The sequence below is a fragment of the Thermoactinospora rubra genome, from assembly GCF_002093975.1.
Taxonomy (GTDB): Bacteria; Actinomycetota; Actinomycetes; order Streptosporangiales; family Streptosporangiaceae; genus Nonomuraea; species Nonomuraea rubra_A.
Window position 1 is genome coordinate 64,163 of record NZ_MSZZ01000051.1, and the last position, 17,386, is coordinate 81,548.

Below are 17,386 nucleotides of genomic sequence, written 5' to 3' on the forward strand. Positions count from 1 at the left end.
GTCCCGGCATGACCAACGCCTGGGACGCCGTCCGCACCGCGCTGGACGCCGAAGACGCCGCCGCCGTCGCGAAGCTGGTGACCGGACTCGACGACGCCCGGCGTCGCGAGGTGGCGCGCGAGTTGCCCGGTTACCTGAAGCACGCGCAGCGCACCGGAGAGCACCACCCCTACACCTGGGCGGCGAACGCGCGGTGGACGGCCGCCATGAGGGTCGCGGGAGCGGGCACCATCCCCGGCGCGACGGCGACCGCCACCTGGCTGGCGAGGCGAGACCTCGAACCAGCCTGGGAGTACCCGCCGATCGACGACGTCCCTTCGGTTGTCGAGGCGACAAGGACCAGGCCCGCCGCCTGGCGAGAGGATCTGGCGGTACGGCTGGCGTTGAAGCTGCGCTCGACCCGCCCGGAGCCCGACCAGCGGGTGCGGCTCACCCTGGCGCTGCTCCGCGAGACCGGCGTCACGCCGCCCGACCACGATCCCCTGACTCTCGCCTGGATCGCGGCCACACCAGCCGGCGATCTCCATGAAGACCCGCTCCTCAACGCGATGGTGCCGAGGCTGTTCTCCGCCGAAGGCGTGGGCCGCCTCCTGCGCAACGACGCGGACTGGCCCGCCACGCTGGCCACCCTTGCGGACGGCGGCAGGATCGAGCGAGAGGCCCTCCTCAGCGGGTGCCGCACCCGTTTCCTGGTCGGTGGCCAGGCCATCGACCAGCGCTTCTTCGTCCGCCTGCACGAGCTGCTCGACCCGTCGGATAACGAGACGGCGCCGCACCTGCGCGACTACCTGGCCCTTCTTCCCTCCGCCCCGGCCAACGTCGCCGATCTGGCGCTCAAGCGGGTCCGCCGGACCAAGGCCGTGCCGCCCGGCCTGGCCGGTGAGGCCGTCGAAGGGTTGCTGTTCCGCGCCGAGGGCAGGCTGGTGCGGGCCGGGCTGGCCTGGCTCGACCGGCTGCTGAGAGACACCGCGAACGACCTCGACGCCTACGCTCCGGCGCTGGCCGCCGCCCTGGTGTGCGAGTCGGGCGAGGCGCGGTCGCGGGCCGTGAAGCTGGCGGTCAAGCACGCCGACCGGTTCGGCCCGTTGGGCGTCGACGTGATCAGGGACACGGTGGCTCTCCTCCCACCGGACCATGGCGCCGAGCTGGCCGCCGTCTTCGGCGGCGAACCGGTTTCCGAGCCGCGCCCCGTGCGGTTCGTCCCGCCTCCGCTCCGGCGTGCGCCGGAACCCGCGCCGATGCCACTCCCGATGCGGGACCCGGAGGAGCTGGCGCGGATGCAGCCGTCGGAGTACGACTGGCTGAGCTCGGAACGCTGGCTTGACGGCTTCGTCACGCTGGCAGCCACCCGTCGCGCCGAGCTGACCACCGCCTTGAAGCCGCTCGCCCGCCGTTGCGGCAACATCCACTACAGGACATGGCCGTGGTGGAATCCGTCCGACTGGGCGATCGCGATGGCCCGGGAGCTGGCCGAGCCAGGGTCGGAGCGGGCTGTGCTGGGGCGGCTGGCCGGGGCGGAGCGGGTACCCGAGATGACGCACAGCAACCTCGGCCTGCTCATGCCGCTCACCCGGTACGCCGAGGTCTACCGTGCGCTGGCCGACGATCGGCTCCCGCCGTACCTGCTGAGCACCCCCACCCGCGCCAACGGCCTGCTCGACGCGGAGGCATTGGTGGAGCGGCTGGAGGGATACGAACGGGCCGCGGTCGAGGCGCTGCCCCTGGACCTGCGGCAGGCACTGCTCCGGCTGCGCCGTGACGTGAGCGACGAGGTCGCCGCCCGAGCCGGCCGCCTTACCAGTGAGGCGGGCCGGCGGGTCGCCCGCTGGCTCACGAACCGCCCGGCCGATCCCGAGGTCGTTTTCACGTGGACGACATATCAGGGTGACCCTCGCATCGACTCGGAGTTCGTGTGCGGGCCGGAGTATCAGGAGGTGCTGGGCGACCTGCTCGTCTCGCGCTTCCACGACGAGTCGTGCGAGCGGCTGCTCGCCGTCCTGGCGGGCCATCGCGATCTGGCAGCCGCCAGGGCCGCATGGACGCTGCTCTCGTGGTGGCCTCTCAACAAGCCGAAGGTCAAGGACCTCGCGCTTCTGGCGTCCGCCGACGGGCCAGCGGGCCCAGGCGTGGGGCTGATCCTGGCCCGCTTCCTGCTCGACGGGCCTGACGGCGGTGCCGTACCCCCGTTGCTCCGCCTGGCCGCCACGGGAAGGTTCGACGGGCGCGAGACCGGCAGGCAGCTGGCCGTGCTGCTGCGGCGGCACAACCAGAGTCCGGGTGAGGCCGTCGCAGCGTTACGAGAGGCCGCCGAACGAGGCGCTCACCAGGCCGTGTGGCAGGTGATGGCCGGACTGCTGCCCGACTACCTCCCCAAGTCCGGCGAGCGTGCCACGACGGTGCACACCCGGCTCATGGCCTTCGCCGCGGACGTGGCCGAATGGGCCGACGCTCGTGGCGAGCTCGCGGTGGTGGCCGAGCTGGCGGGCCGGGCTCGCGGCAGTGAGCTGGTACGGCTGGCGCGACGACTGCACGACCAGCTCACGGGCCCGTCACTAGACTCGGCCGGGTGATAGACACGCGCCGCCTGCGGACGTTCCGCGCGGTGGCCGACCACGGCACGGTGACGGCCGCCGCCGCGGCCCTCCACCTCACCCCCAGCGCCGTCTCCCAGCAGCTCGGCGCCCTGGAGCACGAGGTGGGGCACCGCCTGTTCACCCGCGACGGGCGGGGAGTACGGCTGACCGCGGTCGGCAGGATCATGCTCTCCCACGCCAACGAGGTCCTCGCCCAGCTCGAACGGGCCGAGGCCGAGGTCGCCGCCTACACCGACGGCCAGGCGGGCGAGGTGACCGTCGCCTCGTTCGCCACCGCCATCAGCGCGGTCGTCGCCCCGGCGATCCGGACGTTGCGCGAGCAGGCGCCCGGCATCCAGGTGCGCGTCCGCGACGCCGAGGGCGACCAGGCGCTCACCATGCTGCTGGACGAGGAGGCCGACCTGGCCATCGCGGTGGAGTACCGCGGCGCCCCCGAGCCGTCCGACCCCCGCCTGTTCCGCCTGCCGCTGTACTCCGAGCCGTTCGACCTCGTCCTCCCCTGCGCGCACCCGCTCGCCGGGCGCGACCCGGCCCTCGCCGACATGGCCCGCGAGCCGTGGATCGGCCCCTACCCCGGCAACCCCGTCCACGACGTGCTGTCCTTCGCCTGCGAGCAGGAGGGCTTCACCCCGGACTTCGCCCACTTCTCCGACGACTTCCGCGCCGTGGTGGCCCTGGTCGGGGCGGGCGCCGGCGTGGCGCTGGTCCCGCGCCTCGCCCTCCGCGACCTGGACCTGTCCCAGGTGGCCGTCCGGCGCGCCCCCGGCCCCGAGCGCCGCGTGTTCGCCGCCACCCGGCGGGGCGCGGAGTCGCACCCCCTGCTCCAGCCGCTGCTGGAGACCCTCGGCGGCTTCCCCGGCGAGCTGTGAGCCGTCTCAGCTCCGGCGTGCGCGCGCGACGGCCTGCTCGAACGCCTCGTACCGCGCCCTCTCCTCCTCGGCCGGCATGAGCACGTAGTCCCGCGCCACCTCCGCGATCGCCGCGTGCAGCGCACGCGACGTCTTGCGCGCCCGGCGGCGCCCGCCCAGCCACGCGGCCAGGCGCGACAGCAGCGCGACCAGCAGCCCGGCGACCACGCCGCCCAGCACCAGCGCCGTCGGCCAGGGCACCTCCCACACCGTGGGGGTCGGCGGCTCCGGCAGCAGCGCGTAGTCCATGACGAACAGGACGGTGAGCCACAGGATGCCGGCCAGCATCGTGGCGAGCAGCAGCCACTGGACCGCGCCCACGAAACGCCACCACCGGGGCCGCCGTGTCCCGGCCAGGACCGTGGTGGCCACCGTGCGATCGAGGACGTCGGCGAGCTCGCCTGACCGTGACCGCGCGGCCTGCCGTACGGCGGCGGCCCACGGCGGGGGCAGCTCGCGCGCGGCGGCTTCCCCGGCGTCCCGGATGGCCGTGTCCAGGCGCGATTTCTGTACGGCTGGCGCGGCCGGGATGGAGGTGCGCCCGACGACATCGCCGGAGCCGTCCCCGGAGTTCTGGACGCGCAGGCGGCGCAGCGGGTCGGGGCGCAGGCGGCGCAGCCAGCGCGTGACCGGCCAGCCGGTGGCGGCGACGGCCCGGTGCCGGTGCGCCTTCGCCACGGCGCCCACGACCAGCGGCACCCCGGCGGCCTGGGCGAGCGCCCTGGTCAGCGTCTTGTCGCGCATGGGCACCACACCGCCCTTCGCGGGCTCCGGGTGCGGGGCGGCCGAGGCGGCCTCCAGCCGGTCGGCGGCCGTCACCACGTCGGCCGCGAGACGGGACGCCCACGCCGTACGGGCCGCCACCCGCTCGGCGAGGAGCGCGCGGACCCTGGGCAGCCCCGCGCCCGTCCGCACCGAGATCGGCACCACGGGCACCCCCTCCAGCCCGTCGTCGTCGAGCAGCCGCCGCAGGTCCTTCACGCAGCGTTCGACGGCGTCGTCGGGCAGGCGGTCGATCTGGTTGAGCGCGACGACCATGACGTCGCGGTGGGCGGCCAGCGGGCGCAGGTAGCGGTCGTGCAGGGCGGCGTCGGCGTACTTCTGCGGATCGACGACCCACACGAGCCCGTCGACCAGCTCCACCAGCCGGTCGACCTCCAGGCGGTGGTCCACCTCGATGGAGTCGTGGTCCGGGAGGTCCAGCAGGATGAGTCCGGAGAAATCGGGACTGGAAAAATCGGGGTCTGAGCGCTCATGTCGCCGCGGCACGCCCAGCCAGTCCAGCAGCGGCCCCGACCCCTGGCCGTCCCACATGGCCGCCTGCGCCGCCGCCGTGGTCGGCCGGATCACCCCGACCGCGGCCAGCTCCTCCCCTGCCAGCGCGTTGAACAGCGACGACTTGCCGCTCCCCGTCGCACCCGCCAGCGCCACCACCGTGTGGTCGACCGACAGGCTCCGCCGTACCCCGGCCCTCGACACCACGGCCCTGGCCTGCGCGACCACGTCGGCGGGCAGCCGTCCCTCGGCCAGGTCCGCGGCGGTGGCCAGCGCCTCCAGCCGCTCGTCGAGAGCGGGCCCCTGCCGCCCGCGCAGCAGCTTCATGGCCGCCCTCCGCCCTCGGCCGTGCCGCGGGGAGGAAGGGGCCGCGTGCCGGCCACCCCCGACGGCCGTCCCGGCACCTCGCCGGAGGCATCCCCGGGCGACTCGCCGGACAAGCCCGGCAGCTCGCGGCGGTGTTCCAGCACCGCGCGCACGGCTCCCCGCAGCGCCTCCGCCGCGTCCGGGGGCGGCTCCAGGCCCTCCAGCAGGGCCGTGAACCGCGCCGCCTCCTCGTCCATCAGCCCACGCACCCTGGAGCGCAGGTCGTCACGCGCCTTCGCCGTCAGCTCACGCACCGCCTGGTCCCCGAAGATCGCCTCCAGCAGCTTCTGCGACAGCAGGCTGGTGCCGCCCGCGATGCCGACCTCGATGCCCGTCAGCCCTCCGGTGGAGGCGAAGACGGCCAGCATGAGCAGCAGTCCCGCGCCGTTGACGCCGAACGACGCCACCCGGGCGGTGGTCCTGCGTTCCGCGCCCTCCTGGCTGACCAGCTCCAGGACGTACTCCTGCCAGCCGCGCACCAGCTTCTCGGCCCGCTGCGGCAGGTCGGGCGAGGCCCGCCCGAGCCGCGAGGCGGCCACCGCGCCGCCCCGGTCCAGCAGCTCCGCCCCGCCCGGCGCGGCCGACCAGCCCTCGATGGCCCGCTCGGCGGAGGCGTCGGCCGCCGCCCTGATCAACGCCACCACGCCGCTTTCCAGGGCGACACGCAGCTGCACGGTGGTCTGCGGGCGGCCGGTGAAGAAGCCGACGATCCGGTCGCGCAGCCAGCCGACCTTCGACTCCAGCGCCCGCATCAGGTCGCCGGTGCCGATGAAGTCCTGCCAGCGGGCCAGCACCTCGCCCCGCAGCAGGGAGCCGTCGCGCATGCCCTCGTCGAAGTCGGCCATCCCGCCGCCGTAGGCGGCCTCGACGATCGAGCGCAGCCCCTCGAAGCCGGACCGCTGCCGCTCGACCGCCTCGGCCAGCGGCGGCACCCGGGTGCCGAGGCTGGCCAGCGCGCCGGAGAGCGTCTGGCGCACCACCCGAGCCCGCTCGGCCGCGTCGGCGGCCAGCTCGGTCAGCCACTGGCTCACCGGACGCACCGACTCCTGCGGCAGGCGCGCCTTCTCGTCGGGCAGGACCGCCTCCGGCACGGTGAACAGCCGGGTGCCGCCCAGGCCGTTGGCCTCCAGCAGGCGCGACAGGTCGGCGGAGACGGCCGCGACCGCCTCGGCGGGCACCCGGTTGAGCACGACGGCCAGGGCGGTGGACCGGTCGCGGGCCGAACGCAGGAAGCTCCACGGCACCTCGTCGGCGTAGCGGGCCGCGGTGGTGACGAACAGCCACAGGTCGGCGGCGGCCAGGAGCTGGGCGGCCAGCTCGCGGTTGGCGGTGACCACCGAGTCGATGTCGGGCGCGTCGAGCAGGGCCAGGCCGGGCGCCAGCGAGCCGGCGGTCTCGACGCGCAGCGTCCCCGGCTCGGCGCGGCCGGTGGCGCGGGGCAGGCCGGGCAGGACGTTCTGCTCCAGGAACCAGGGCCGGTCCGCCGCGCTGACCACCAGCGTGGGGGTCAGCGTGGTGGGCCGCAGCACGCCCGGCTCGCACACGTCGGCCCCGACGAGGCTGTTGACCAGCGTGGACTTGCCCGCGCCGGTCGAGCCGCCGACCACGGCCAGCAGGGGCGCGTCGATGGAGCGCAGGCGGGGCAGCAGGTAGTCGTCGAGCTGCCCGATCAGCTCGCGCTGGGCGTCGCGCGCCGCCGCGACGTCTCCCACGGCCAGCGGGAAAAGCTCGCGGTCCAGGCCGCGGCGCAGCTCCTGCAGGGCGCCGAGCAGATCCATGGTGCCAGCCTAAGGTCGCGTGTCCTTTCCCGGTGGACTACCCAGGAGGCTCCCGCAACACGTAGCCGACGCTGCGCAGGGTGTGGATGAGCCGCGGTTCCACGTCGTCCACCTTGCGCCGGAGGTAGGACACGTACGACTCCACGACGCCCGCGTCGCCGCCGAAGTCGTAGTTCCACACGTGGTCGAGGATCTGCGCCTTCGACAGCACGCGGCCCGCGTTGGTCATGAAGTAGTGCAGCAGCTTGTACTCGGTCGGCGACAGCCGTACCAGCCGGCCGGCCCGCCAGACCTCGTGCTTGTCCTCGTCGAGCATCAGGTCGGCGACCTGGAGGCGGGCGCCGGGGGTGACCTCCCCCCTGGTACGGCGGAGCACCGCCCGGATCCTGGCCTGCAGCTCCTCCAGGCTGAACGGCTTGGTGACGTAGTCGTCGCCGACCCCCAGCCCCGCGATCTTGTCGTCGGTGGCGTCCCGCGCGGTCAGGAAGACCACCGGCGTGTCGATCCGCCTGGCCACCTCGAAGCCGTCGAGGTCGGGCAGCATCACGTCGAGCACCACCAGGTCGGGCGCGGTGTAGGCCACGGCCTCCAGCGCCTCGTGCCCGTCGCCCGCGGTCACCACGTCGAAGCCCGAGTGGCGCAGGCTCGCCGTCAGCAGGTCCCTGATGCTCGGCTCGTCGTCGACGACCAGGATGCGCGCCTCAGTCACGGTGTCGAGCCTGGCAAAGCCGGCTGAGGAAACCCTGAAGTATCACTCCAAGGCGAGTGGGAGTTCGACGCGGAAGGTCGCGCCGGCGCCGGGCTCGCTCTGCACGCTCACGGTGCCGCCGTGCGCGTCGACCAGGGCGTCGACGATGGCCAGGCCCAGGCCGCTGCCCCGGTCCTCGCCGGAGCGGCGGGAGCGCGCGGAGTCGGCCCGGTAGAACCGCTCGAAGACCCGCTCGATCTGCTCGGCGGTCAGGCCGGGCCCCTTGTCGGCCACCTCCAGGAACACCCGCTCGCCCGACAGGCCGACCCGCACGGTGACGGGCGTTCCTTCCGGGGTGTGGGCGAGCGCGTTGGACATCAGGTTGCCCACGACCTGGCGCAGCCGTACCTCGTCGCCGGAGACGATGAGCGCGCCGCCGCCGGCCACGTCGAGCGTGATGTCGCGGTCCGGGGCGAGGATGCGGGCGTCGTGGACGGCGTCGGCGGCCAGCGCGAGCATGTCCACCGGGCGCATGCGCAGCGGCCGGTGCTGGTCGACCCTGGCCAGCAGGAGCAGGTCGTCGACGAGCAGCCCCATGCGGGAGGCCGCCTCCTCGATGCGCTGCATCATGGCCGCGAGGTCGGCCTCGGGGTTCTGGCGGGAGTACTCGGCGAAGCCGCGGATGGAGGTCAGCGGGGTGCGCAGCTCGTGCGAGGCGTCGGCGACGAAGCGGCGCATGCGGTCCTCCGACCGGCGGGCCGCGGCCTCCGACTCCGAGCGGGCCCGGAAGGCGGCCTCGATCTGGGCGAGCATGCTGTTGAGGCCGCGGGCCAGGCGGCCGATCTCGGTGCGCGGGTCGCCCTCGGGGACGCGCCTGCTGAGGTCGCCGGCGGCGATGGCGCTGGTGGTGCGCTCGATCTCGTCGAGGGGGCGCAGGCTCCGCCGTACCGTGGCCACCCCGACGACGGCGAGGATCAGCAGGATGCCGCCGCAGCCGAGCAGCTCGATGAGCACCAGGTGACGGTTGATGTCGGCCACCTCGCGCAGGTCCACGGCGATGACCAGCACGCCCTGGTCGACGGTCGTGGCCTTCACGCGCCACTCGCCCTGGCCGCCGGCCGCGGGCACGGTCCGCTTCTCGCCGTCGGCCGGCTGCGGCAGCACCGGCCTGGGCAGGGAGTCGACGTCGCGCGACATCTCCACCATCGACCGGTACGGCTGGCCGGGCCGCCCGAGCAGCACGATCGCGTCGAACTCGACGTTGGGCAGCTTGTCGTCGAACGGCCTGCCGTTGGACAGCTTGCGGTGCGCCCGCTGGGAGATGAGGTCGATCTGCTCGTCCACCCGCTGGATCAGGTAGGTGTGCATCACCGACACGCTGACCACGCCCATGAAGGTGAGCCCGACCGCCAGCAGCGCCAGCGTCAGCGCGGTCAGCTTGATCCGGAGCGGGATGGCGCGCATCAGGCGTCGGGTGGTGTGCGCATGATGTAGCCGACCCCGCGGAGGGTGTGGATGAGCCTCGGGTTACCGTTGTCGATCTTGCGGCGCAGCACCGAGACGTAGGACTCCACGATGCCGACCTCGCCGCGGAAGTCGTAGTCCCAGACGTGGTCGAGGATCTGCGGCTTGGACAGCACCCGGCCCGCGTTGGTCATGAAGTAGCGCAGCAGCTTGAACTCGGTCGGCGACAGCGCCACCGGCTTGCCGCCGCGCCAGACCTCGTGGCTCTCCTCGTCCAGCTCGATGTCGGCGAAGGTGAGCCGGGGCGGCGGGCCCTGCGTCTCGCCTGCGGTACGGCGGAGCACGGCCTTGATGCGGGCGACGACCTCCTCCAGGCTGAACGGCTTGGTGACGTAGTCGTCGCCGCCGATGGTCAGGCCGTGGATCTTGTCCTCGACCGCGTCGCGTGCGGTCAGGAAGACGACCGGGGTGGCCGATCCGCCGCTGCGCAGCCGCCGTACCACCTCGAAGCCATCCATGTCGGGCAGCATGACGTCGAGCACCACGAGGTCGGGGCGCTGGCGCTGCACGGCGGCGACCGCGTCGACGCCGTTCTTGGCCATGGTGACGGCGAAGCCCGCGAACTTCAGGCTCGCGGCGAGAAGTTCGAGGATGTTCGGGTCGTCCTCGACGACCAGCAGTCGCGCTTCCATCGCCTACCAGGATGCCTCACCGCGTGCGTGTGGGGATAATTCCGGCGATATGCCGGGCGATCGCCAGGCTCGACGTCGCGGCTGGCGAGGGTGCGTTGCGCACGAGGACGATCGGGCCGTGCACGTCGACGACGAAGTCGTCCACCAGCCTGCCGTCCCTGGCCACCGCCTGCGCGCGCACGCCGCCGGGGGCCCGCTCCAGGCCGGCGGCGGTCAGCTCGGGGACGTAGCGCTGGGCGGCCCTGACGAACGCGCCCTTGACGAGGGAGCCGTAGACCTCCTTCAGGCCCGTGCGCCAGTGCCGCGCGGCCAGCCGCCAGGTGCCCGGCCAGCGGGCGAGCTTCGCGGCGTCGCGCACGTCGCGCCAGGTGTAGCCCTCGTAGGCCAGCGCCAGCACGGCGTTGGGGCCGACGAGCACCTCGCCGTCGACGCGCCTGGTGAGGTGGACGCCGAGGAAGGGGTAGCGGGGGTCGGGGACTGGGTAGATCAGGCCGCGGACCAGGTCCTTGGCGTTGCCCGCGAGCGCGTAGTACTCGCCGCGGAACGGCACGATCCGCACCTCGCCCGGATGCCCGGCCATCGCGGCGACCACGTCGGTGCCGAGGCCCGCGCAGACCACGAGCCGGTCGAAGGCGAACCTGCGCCGGGCGGCGATCACCTCGACCTTCCCGGCCCTCTCCCGCAGGGCCCGCACGGGGTGCGCGAGCCGTACGGACCCGCCCAGGTCGGTCACGTCCTGGGCGAGGCGGCGGGCGACCGCGGGGAAGTCGCAGATCGCGGTGTGCGGCGAGTGCACGGCCGCGACGCCGACCGCGTGCGGCTCGACGTCGCGCAGCCCGAGCGCGTCGAGCTCGGCGATGCCCGGCACGCCGTTGGCCCGCGCCCGCTCGGCCAGCGCGCGCAGCGCCGTCCGCTCGGCCCGGGTGGCGGCGACGACGAGCTTGCCGACCTCCTCGTACGGCAGGCGGTGCTCCTGGCAGTACTCCTTGAGCAGGGCGACGCCCTGCCGGCACAGCCTGGCCTTCAGCGAGCCGGGCGGGTAGTAGATGCCCGCGTGGACGACGCCGCTGTTGTGGCCGGTCTGGTGGGCGCCGACCTGGCTCTCCTTGTCCAGGACGGTCACCTCGGCGCCCCTGGCGCGCGCGAGCTCGCGGGCGACCGCCAAGCCGACGATCCCCGCCCCGACGACTCCGATCTTCTCGGTCACGGGCACAGTCTGCCGATTTCCTGCCGGTTGAGGTGGCCTTCTGCCGCTAGCCAGCACAATGTATCCGAAATGGTGTCTTTGACCGGGCGGAGCGAGAGGCCGAGCCGGGTCAGCGCGGGCCGGTCGTCGGTGGGGACCATGGCGAGCATCATGTCGGCGGCGTCGCGGGTGAGGGGGTAGTCGACGCCGCCGAGCCTGCCGTTTCCCAGGCGGCGGAGCGCGTCGAGGGCGGTGCCCGCGGACTTCAGCAGCGCGCCCGGCAGCCGGTAGCGGCGCGCCCGGCGTCCCGTGAGGTCGTCGCACAGGGCCGCGATGTCCGGCCAGGTGAGGAAATGTCCGCCTAAGAGGTAGCGGTTCCCGGTCTGATCAGTGGTCACGCAGCGGGCGAGGGCGGCCGCGAGGTCGCGCACGTCCAGCACGCACACCCCGCCGGGGACCATCGGCCAGCCGTGCCGCACGCCCGCCCGGATCCCCTCGTTGAGGGCGTCCAGCCTGGGCTGCCCGGGTCCGGCGACGCCGCCGGGGTACACGATCGTGACGCCGTCGAGCCGCCTGGCGTAACGCTCGCCCTCGACCTTGGAGCGGCCGTAGGCGCCCCGGGGCTCGGCCAGGGGACTGCCGGCGGTGATCACGGGGTCGGGCGAGGGGACGAAGACGGCGACCGTCGAGACGTGGACGACGGGCTGCAGGCCCAGCTCCACCGCCTGCCCGAGGACGTTGCACAACCCGGTCACGTTGGCGCCGCGCAGGTCGGCCTCCTTGCCGGTGACGCCCATGTCGGCCGCCGCGTGCAGGACCGCGTCGCATCCCGCGAGCGCCCGCCGTACGGCTCGCGCGTCCCGCACGTCCCCCGGCCACACCGCTGCGCCCTTCCCCGCCGCCTGCCGTACGGCGGGCACCCCCAGGGCGGCGAGCACCCGGCACGCCTTGTCCGGGCTCCGCGCGAGCACCCGGCACTCGTGCCCCTCGGCCACCAGGGCGGCGACAGCGTGCGATCCGACGAAGCCCGACCCGCCGGTGACCAGAACCCTCATGCCTCGGCAAGCTAACGCTCACTTGGTTCCGTGCTCAATCGAACATGAGTACGATAGACGCATGTACCTGCCGCCCGAGTGGCCGCCCGAGGTCAGACCCCCGAGCGTTCCCGAGTGGGAGATCTCGGCGGTGGCCTGGTTGCTCGACGCCGTGCCGCCCGACTACCGGGCCTACGAGGTGCTGAGGCGCCATCCGCTCGCCCTGGCCAGGATGGCGCTCCACCACGTCGAATCGGCGGTGCGAGCCGCCAGGGCGGGATACCGCAGCGCGGCGGTCGAGCTCAAGGGACATCTGCCGCCGCACGCCGTCGAGGCGGTGCTCGATGTCTATCGCGAGGAGGGACCGCGCCTGGTCCGCCTGGCCCGCTCCATCGGCGTCGTCGAGCGAGCCCTGCGCGGCGAGATGTTCACCCCGACGATGCGCGACGTCCGGTGACGGTCACAGGGGCTGCAAGGCGGGCGCGGTGAGGCGGTTGCTGAAGCGGGCGAGCATGGCGGTCTGGGAGGTCTCGGGGAACAGCCGGCCGATCAGCGGGGGGATGCGCCAGTTGGCGGGGTTGCGCCTGGCCAGCCGGGAGACCAGGGAGATGTGCGGATAGCGGGCCTTCTCGTTGGCGCGCAGCCGCGCCGCCGGGTCGCCGTCGCCCGTGGCGAGCTCGCGGCCGAGCACCCAGGCGTCCTCGAGGGTCTGGTTGGCGCCCTGTCCCAGGGTGGGGGGCATGATGTGGGCGGCGTCGCCGACGAGGGTGACGCGGCCCCTGCCCCACGCCTGCCTGACCCTGACCCAGTGGTGCCCGAAGAACTCCAGGTCGTCCTCGGTGGCGGCGGCGAGCACCTCGGGGACGGGCGAGGCCCAGTGCCCGAAGCGGCGCCTGAGCTCGGCCAGCGGCGCGGCGGGCCGCGGATCGGCGGGCGACCAGCGCACGTCGAACCACCACTGCAACAGCCCGTCCCCCGCGGGCATGAGCCCGCACGCCCCCTCCCGTCCGGTGATCATGAGATGGCGGGTCGTGTCGGTGATGCCGATGTCGATCGGGCTGAGCCCCTGCCAGGTGCCGAAGGTGGTCGGCTGGACGGCGCCGTCGCCCCACAGGTGGCGCCGCACCACCGAGTGGTGGCCGTCGGCGCCGACGAGCAGGTCTCCTCGCGCGGCCGACCCGTCGTCGAAGGTCACCGTGACGCCGCGGTCGTCCTGGGACAGGCTCCGGCAGGCCATGCCGTACCGGACGATGCCGTCCTGGAGGCCGTCGGCTAGGCGTTCCAGCAGGTGGCGGCGGGGGATCGCCTTGGTCTCGAAGCCGTAGCGGCCGGCCGCGTGGGCGATGTTCATGCTGGTGCGCAGCCGGCCGTCGGAGGTCAGCGCGTCGATCCTGTCGATGCGGGAGCCGACGCCGTCCAGGCTGACGCCGAGGTCGTTCAGCACGGCGTTGCCGTTGCTCCACACGAGCAGCGCCTTGCCGCCCGTCCGCCGGGCCGGGGCCTGCTCGAAAACCCGCACCCGGTGACCGGCGGCCAGCAACACCCGGGCGACGGCCAGCCCACCCACCCCGGCGCCTATGACGATGATCTCCATATATCCTCCAAAACGGAGTATCTTCACTTCGAAGATACATCGGTGTGGAGTAGCCTCGGAAAGGTGGTCGACAATCACCCGGAAGAGGATGTCTTCCGCGAGTTCGTGATCGCGGTCCTCCTGCACAACGAGGCGGTCGCCGACCGGCTCGGCCTGCAGCCGGTCGACGTCGCCGCCACCATGCTGCTGGAGATGCGCGGCCCCCTCTCGGTGGGGGCGATCTCCGAGGAGCTCGGGCTGCCGTCCGCCTCGGCGACCCGGATGGTCGACAGGCTGGAGAAGGCCGGCTACGTGCGGCGGGTGCGCGGCGAACGCGACCGGCGCACGGTCACCGTGGAGCTGGTCCGGGACGGCATGGACGACTACGACGCCGCCTGCCACGCCTCCAGGCGGCACCTGGCGGCCCTCGGCGCGCACTACGGGCCGGAGCAGGTGCCGCTGCTGCTGGACATGTTCGCCCGCGTCGCCACGGCCTACCGGGCCGCCACCAGGGACCTTCGAGAGGGCGCGACCTGAGCCGCCCCGGCAACCGGTCAGCGGGTACGGCGGGCCAGGACGACGATGCCGGTGATCGCGACCGCGGCGGCGCCCAGCCAGATGAGGGCGCCCGTCAGCGTGAACCCCTGCCGCTCGGCCGGCTTCTCCGCCGCGGCGGCCTTCGACGGCGTCGGCGTGGGCCGGGCGCTCGGCTCCTGCTTGGGCAGCGGCACCCGGTAGACCGGGCTGCGCGGCCCCTCGCTGCCGGCGAGCAGCGCCGTGCCGTCGCGGGTGAACGCGATCGACTCCGCCTGCTCCAGCTCCGGCATGCCGACCCTGGCGATCACCCGTCCGGACGGCTCGTACAGCGTGGCGGAGAAGTACGTGCGCACGACGTACTTGCTCCCGTCGGGGGCATAGGCCGCGTCGGTGGCCATGATCGGCGCGGGGGCGACCCTGCGCAGGACGTTGACCCGGTCCGCGCGCAGCCTCCTGGGCGCCTCGTACACCCCGCCGGAGAACTCCTTGGACACCACATACAGCCGCCTGGTGACCGGGTTGACCATGATGCCCTCGGCATTGCGCCCGCCGCCCTCGTAGCGGAAGCGGTACCGCACGGCCGTCACCACGCCGTCGCGCAGCCGCGCGGGCTCCTCGACCCTGTAGACCGACACGTCGGGCCAGGCGCCGTCCAGGTTGTCGCCGATGTCGGCGAACCACAGCACGCCGCGGCCGGTCGACGGGTCGGTCGAGGCGGCCATCGCCTCCCAGTCGCGCGCCTGCGCGCCCCGCACGGTGAACCTGGCCCTGGTCCGTCCCGTCGAGTCGACCGCGAAGAACTCCGGCGCGGCCGAGCTGTCGTTGTGCGTGTAGTAGACGTCCTCGTGCGTGGGCGAGACCGCCAGCCCGCTCGACTCGGTGATCCGCGCGTCCTTGAAGACGAACAGTCGCTCGGTGGTCTCGTCGTCCGCCCAGGCCGCGACCGGCGTCAGGCACGTCAGGCAGACCAGGACAGCAGCCGCAAGCACGCGAATCAGGACAGCCCCCACCCCGCCATCATGCCCGTTCCCGGCGAATGCGATGTCCCGGCGCGCCGTCACAGCCAGCCGTCGTGCCGGCCGGCGCGGGCGGCCTCGATGCGGTTGCGTGTCCCGGTCTTGGTGATCGCGGCGGACAGGTAGTTGCGGACCGTGCTCTCCGACAGGTGCAGCCCGCGGGCGATGTCGGCCACGGTGGACTTGCCGGCGCCGTTGGGGCCCAGCAGCGCCACCGTCTCCCCTCTGCGGATCGTCAGGTCGACACCGTCGACCGCACGCACCTGGCCATAGCTTTTGACCAGGCCTTTCAACGAGATCGCTGTCATGCCTCCACGCTAGGGAAGGCGGTTTTCGCGGGGCAGAGCCGTCGATCCACGGTCGGGCAGGACAACTGTCCCATCGCCCGGGCTCACGCGGTCACGCCGGCGTGTTCGGCGGGCACCGGTGGCGCGAGCCGTCCGCTGTGCCGCAGGAACCCGCCGCCCTGGAGGACGACGAGGAGGGCGTTGGTGGCGGCGATCGCGATCCACAGCCCGGTGAGCCCCCAGGCCGTGGCGACGGGATGGGCGGCCGGCGCCAGCGTGCCGTACCCGATCGCGAAGCTGGCCAGGCTCCAGCTCGACCGTTTCAGCCCGGTCAGCCCGAACCCGGCCACCGCCTGGCAGGCCTCAAGCAGCGCCGAGAGGGCCATCAGCGGGATGACGGCGAAGGCCGTCGCCCGCACGACGGCGTCGTCGGTGAACAGCCCGATGACCGGCTCGCGGAACAGCAGCACCACGAGCCCCGCGGCGCCCACACCGACGGCGGCCAGCAGGAGCCCGGCCCGGACCACCCGCCGCGCCTCCCCCGCGCTCGCCGCCCGGGCGACCTCCGGCGCGGCCGCCTGGCCCACCGCCAGCCCCGCCAGGAACAGCAGGCCCGCGATCGAGCTGACGACCGCGTGCGCCGCGGCGCCCACCGCGCCCGTCCGCGCCGCGGCATACGTCACCAGACCCAGCACGGCGAACTTGATGAGAATGGTCCCCGCCATCGGGACGCCGACACGGGCGAGCTTCACCACTTCGGCGAACCGGGGCCGTCCCGGCCACAGCGACTCCCCCGCCAGGCCGGGGATCCGGCGCAGGCACACGTTGGCGACCGTCACGCCCACGAGCGCCGAGGCCACGAACGCCACCCCGGCGCCCTCCAGCCCCAGCGGCGGCACGAGCACCACCGTCAACGCGACGTCGGTCGCCGTGGCGGCCACGCTCGACCACAGCACCTGGCGGCTGCGCCCCAGCGCGATCAGCACCGAGTTGGCCCCGCCGCCCGCGGCGAACACCAGCACGTAGGCGGCCAGCAGCCACGGTAAGCCGCCCAGCTCGCCCACGACGGCCGCAGGCGCGCCGCTCAGCGTGGCGATCGCCGGGATGGCCGCCACGACCGCGGCGCCGGCCGTACCGGCGGCCAGGGCCAGCCACCGCGCATCGCGCAGGATCCGCACCGCGGCGGCGGGGTCGGCCCGGTGCCGGGCTGCGAAGGGCACCACGCCCCGCAGCGCCCCCGCGACAGCGGCGGTGGCGGGGTTGAGCACCGCCATCGCCAGCGCGAAGGCGGCCAGCGCCGTCGTGGCGTGGTGGCCGAGCACCGCCGTGCCGACCAGGCCGCCGGCCGTCGAGGTGACCATCGACAGCAGCAGCGGGACGGCACTGGAGAGAAGGGTGCGGTGGGGGCGCGGCACGCGGACAACTCCATCACACGCGGCCGGCAGTTCCCGTGACCGGCAGGTGAAGGGTGATCGTCTTCTGAACGGTGACTGGCTCATGAAAGCAGACAATCCGGGCGGGCCCGGGTCTAGCCTCAATGCCGTGTAGTTAAGGTCTGGAGCCGGGCGTCAAGGGTCGGGTGCGGCCAGAATGTCGATGCTGATGGTGGCCTTGTAGCTGGTTCGGTCGACGGTGCCTTTGGCGTTGTATTTGGAGATGGCGCGTTTAACGACGCGGGGGCGGGTGCGAACGCGCCGGTCGGGCATGAGGTCGGCCAGGACGTGTCGGCCGATGGTGCCCAGGAGGTCGATGGCGGTGTCGGTGATGACGCCCGCGGCTTGGATGATCAGGTCGCGGGCGGTGTGCAGGGCGATGGTGAAGCTGGCCCGGTCGGGGTCCAGCCCGGGCTGGGTGGTGGTGGCGTCGGCCATGGCCAGGCGCACGAGTTGGTAGGCGGTGAGGAGGGCGTAGATCTCCTGGGTGATGCCGGCGGGGGTGCGGGTGCGCAGGGCCCGGCCGCCCAGAATGGTGGATTTGATCTCCAGGTA

The 17,386-nt window shown here is 73.6% G+C and carries 15 protein-coding genes and 1 pseudogene; 4 read left to right on the forward strand and 12 right to left on the reverse strand.

Annotated features, from left to right (window positions below; all coding sequences use genetic code 11):
* The first annotated feature begins 8 nt into the window (after positions 1 to 8).
* Together BSB02_RS31480 and BSB02_RS31485 are read left to right on the forward strand one after the other, a co-directional pair.
* Positions 9 to 2,570 carry a DUF7824 domain-containing protein gene (locus BSB02_RS31480; RefSeq protein ID WP_084964520.1) on the forward strand — a complete coding sequence of 854 codons (2,562 nt, stop codon included), beginning with the start codon at positions 9 to 11 and terminating at the stop codon, positions 2,568 to 2,570.
* On the forward strand, positions 2,567 to 3,463 hold the full coding sequence (locus BSB02_RS31485) for a LysR family transcriptional regulator (RefSeq protein ID WP_084964522.1): 897 nt from the start codon (positions 2,567 to 2,569) through the stop codon (positions 3,461 to 3,463). Before BSB02_RS31480 ends, BSB02_RS31485 begins: the two co-directional genes overlap by 4 nt.
* 6 nt (positions 3,464 to 3,469) lie before the next feature.
* Here the strand turns inward: BSB02_RS31485 and BSB02_RS31490 are convergent, their stop codons facing one another.
* From BSB02_RS31490 to BSB02_RS31520, 7 genes are read right to left on the reverse strand one after another with little or no spacing between them, the layout of a single operon-like run.
* Positions 3,470 to 5,104, reverse strand: coding sequence for a GTPase (locus BSB02_RS31490; protein WP_084964524.1), 1,635 nt, complete (start codon positions 5,102 to 5,104; stop codon positions 3,470 to 3,472).
* Entirely contained in the window at positions 5,101 to 6,921 is a 1,821-nt protein-coding gene (locus tag BSB02_RS31495) for a GTPase family protein (protein ID WP_143591379.1), read from the reverse strand. Before BSB02_RS31495 ends, BSB02_RS31490 begins: the two co-directional genes overlap by 4 nt.
* Positions 6,922 to 6,958: 37 nt before the next feature.
* A complete protein-coding gene (locus tag BSB02_RS31500) occupies positions 6,959 to 7,630 on the reverse strand; it encodes a response regulator transcription factor (RefSeq protein ID WP_084964526.1) in 672 nt (223 codons plus the stop codon).
* A gap of 42 nt (positions 7,631 to 7,672) precedes the next feature.
* On the reverse strand, positions 7,673 to 9,073 hold the full coding sequence (locus BSB02_RS31505) for a sensor histidine kinase (protein WP_084964528.1): 1,401 nt from the start codon (positions 9,071 to 9,073) through the stop codon (positions 7,673 to 7,675).
* Entirely contained in the window at positions 9,073 to 9,765 is a 693-nt protein-coding gene (locus BSB02_RS31510) for a response regulator transcription factor (RefSeq protein WP_084964530.1), read from the reverse strand. The genes BSB02_RS31505 and BSB02_RS31510 overlap by 1 nt, the downstream gene beginning before the upstream one ends.
* 16 nt (positions 9,766 to 9,781) lie before the next feature.
* Positions 9,782 to 10,978 (reverse strand): L-2-hydroxyglutarate oxidase, encoded by a 1,197-nt coding sequence (lhgO, locus tag BSB02_RS31515; protein WP_206184996.1) that lies wholly within the window; start codon positions 10,976 to 10,978, stop codon positions 9,782 to 9,784.
* Entirely contained in the window at positions 10,969 to 12,006 is a 1,038-nt protein-coding gene (locus BSB02_RS31520) for an NAD-dependent epimerase/dehydratase family protein (RefSeq protein WP_084964532.1), read from the reverse strand. The genes lhgO and BSB02_RS31520 overlap by 10 nt, the downstream gene beginning before the upstream one ends.
* A gap of 61 nt (positions 12,007 to 12,067) precedes the next feature.
* Between BSB02_RS31520 and BSB02_RS31525 the strand changes: the two genes are divergently transcribed.
* A complete protein-coding gene (locus tag BSB02_RS31525) occupies positions 12,068 to 12,442 on the forward strand; it encodes a hypothetical protein (protein ID WP_084964534.1) in 375 nt (124 codons plus the stop codon).
* Between the two features lie 3 nt (positions 12,443 to 12,445).
* Here BSB02_RS31525 and BSB02_RS31530 read toward each other — a convergent pair whose 3' ends face one another.
* Complete coding sequence (locus BSB02_RS31530; protein ID WP_084964536.1) at positions 12,446 to 13,579, reverse strand: FAD-dependent oxidoreductase; 1,134 nt, start codon at positions 13,577 to 13,579, stop codon at positions 12,446 to 12,448.
* Between the two features lie 63 nt (positions 13,580 to 13,642).
* Between BSB02_RS31530 and BSB02_RS31535 the strand changes: the two genes are divergently transcribed.
* A complete protein-coding gene (locus BSB02_RS31535) occupies positions 13,643 to 14,095 on the forward strand; it encodes a MarR family winged helix-turn-helix transcriptional regulator (protein WP_084964538.1) in 453 nt (150 codons plus the stop codon).
* A gap of 17 nt (positions 14,096 to 14,112) precedes the next feature.
* Here BSB02_RS31535 and BSB02_RS31540 read toward each other — a convergent pair whose 3' ends face one another.
* From BSB02_RS31540 to BSB02_RS31555, 4 genes and pseudogenes are all read right to left on the reverse strand, one after another.
* Positions 14,113 to 15,084 carry a hypothetical protein gene (locus tag BSB02_RS31540; RefSeq protein WP_240506805.1) on the reverse strand — a complete coding sequence of 324 codons (972 nt, stop codon included), beginning with the start codon at positions 15,082 to 15,084 and terminating at the stop codon, positions 14,113 to 14,115.
* 68 nt (positions 15,085 to 15,152) lie between these two features.
* Complete coding sequence (locus tag BSB02_RS43180) at positions 15,153 to 15,419, reverse strand: response regulator transcription factor (protein ID WP_084964542.1); 267 nt, start codon at positions 15,417 to 15,419, stop codon at positions 15,153 to 15,155.
* Positions 15,420 to 15,502: 83 nt separating this feature from the next.
* On the reverse strand, positions 15,503 to 16,813 hold the full coding sequence (locus BSB02_RS31550) for an MATE family efflux transporter (protein WP_158088781.1): 1,311 nt from the start codon (positions 16,811 to 16,813) through the stop codon (positions 15,503 to 15,505).
* 153 nt (positions 16,814 to 16,966) lie between these two features.
* Positions 16,967 to 17,386 (reverse strand): annotated as a pseudogene (locus BSB02_RS31555) (hypothetical protein); the annotation flags it as partial.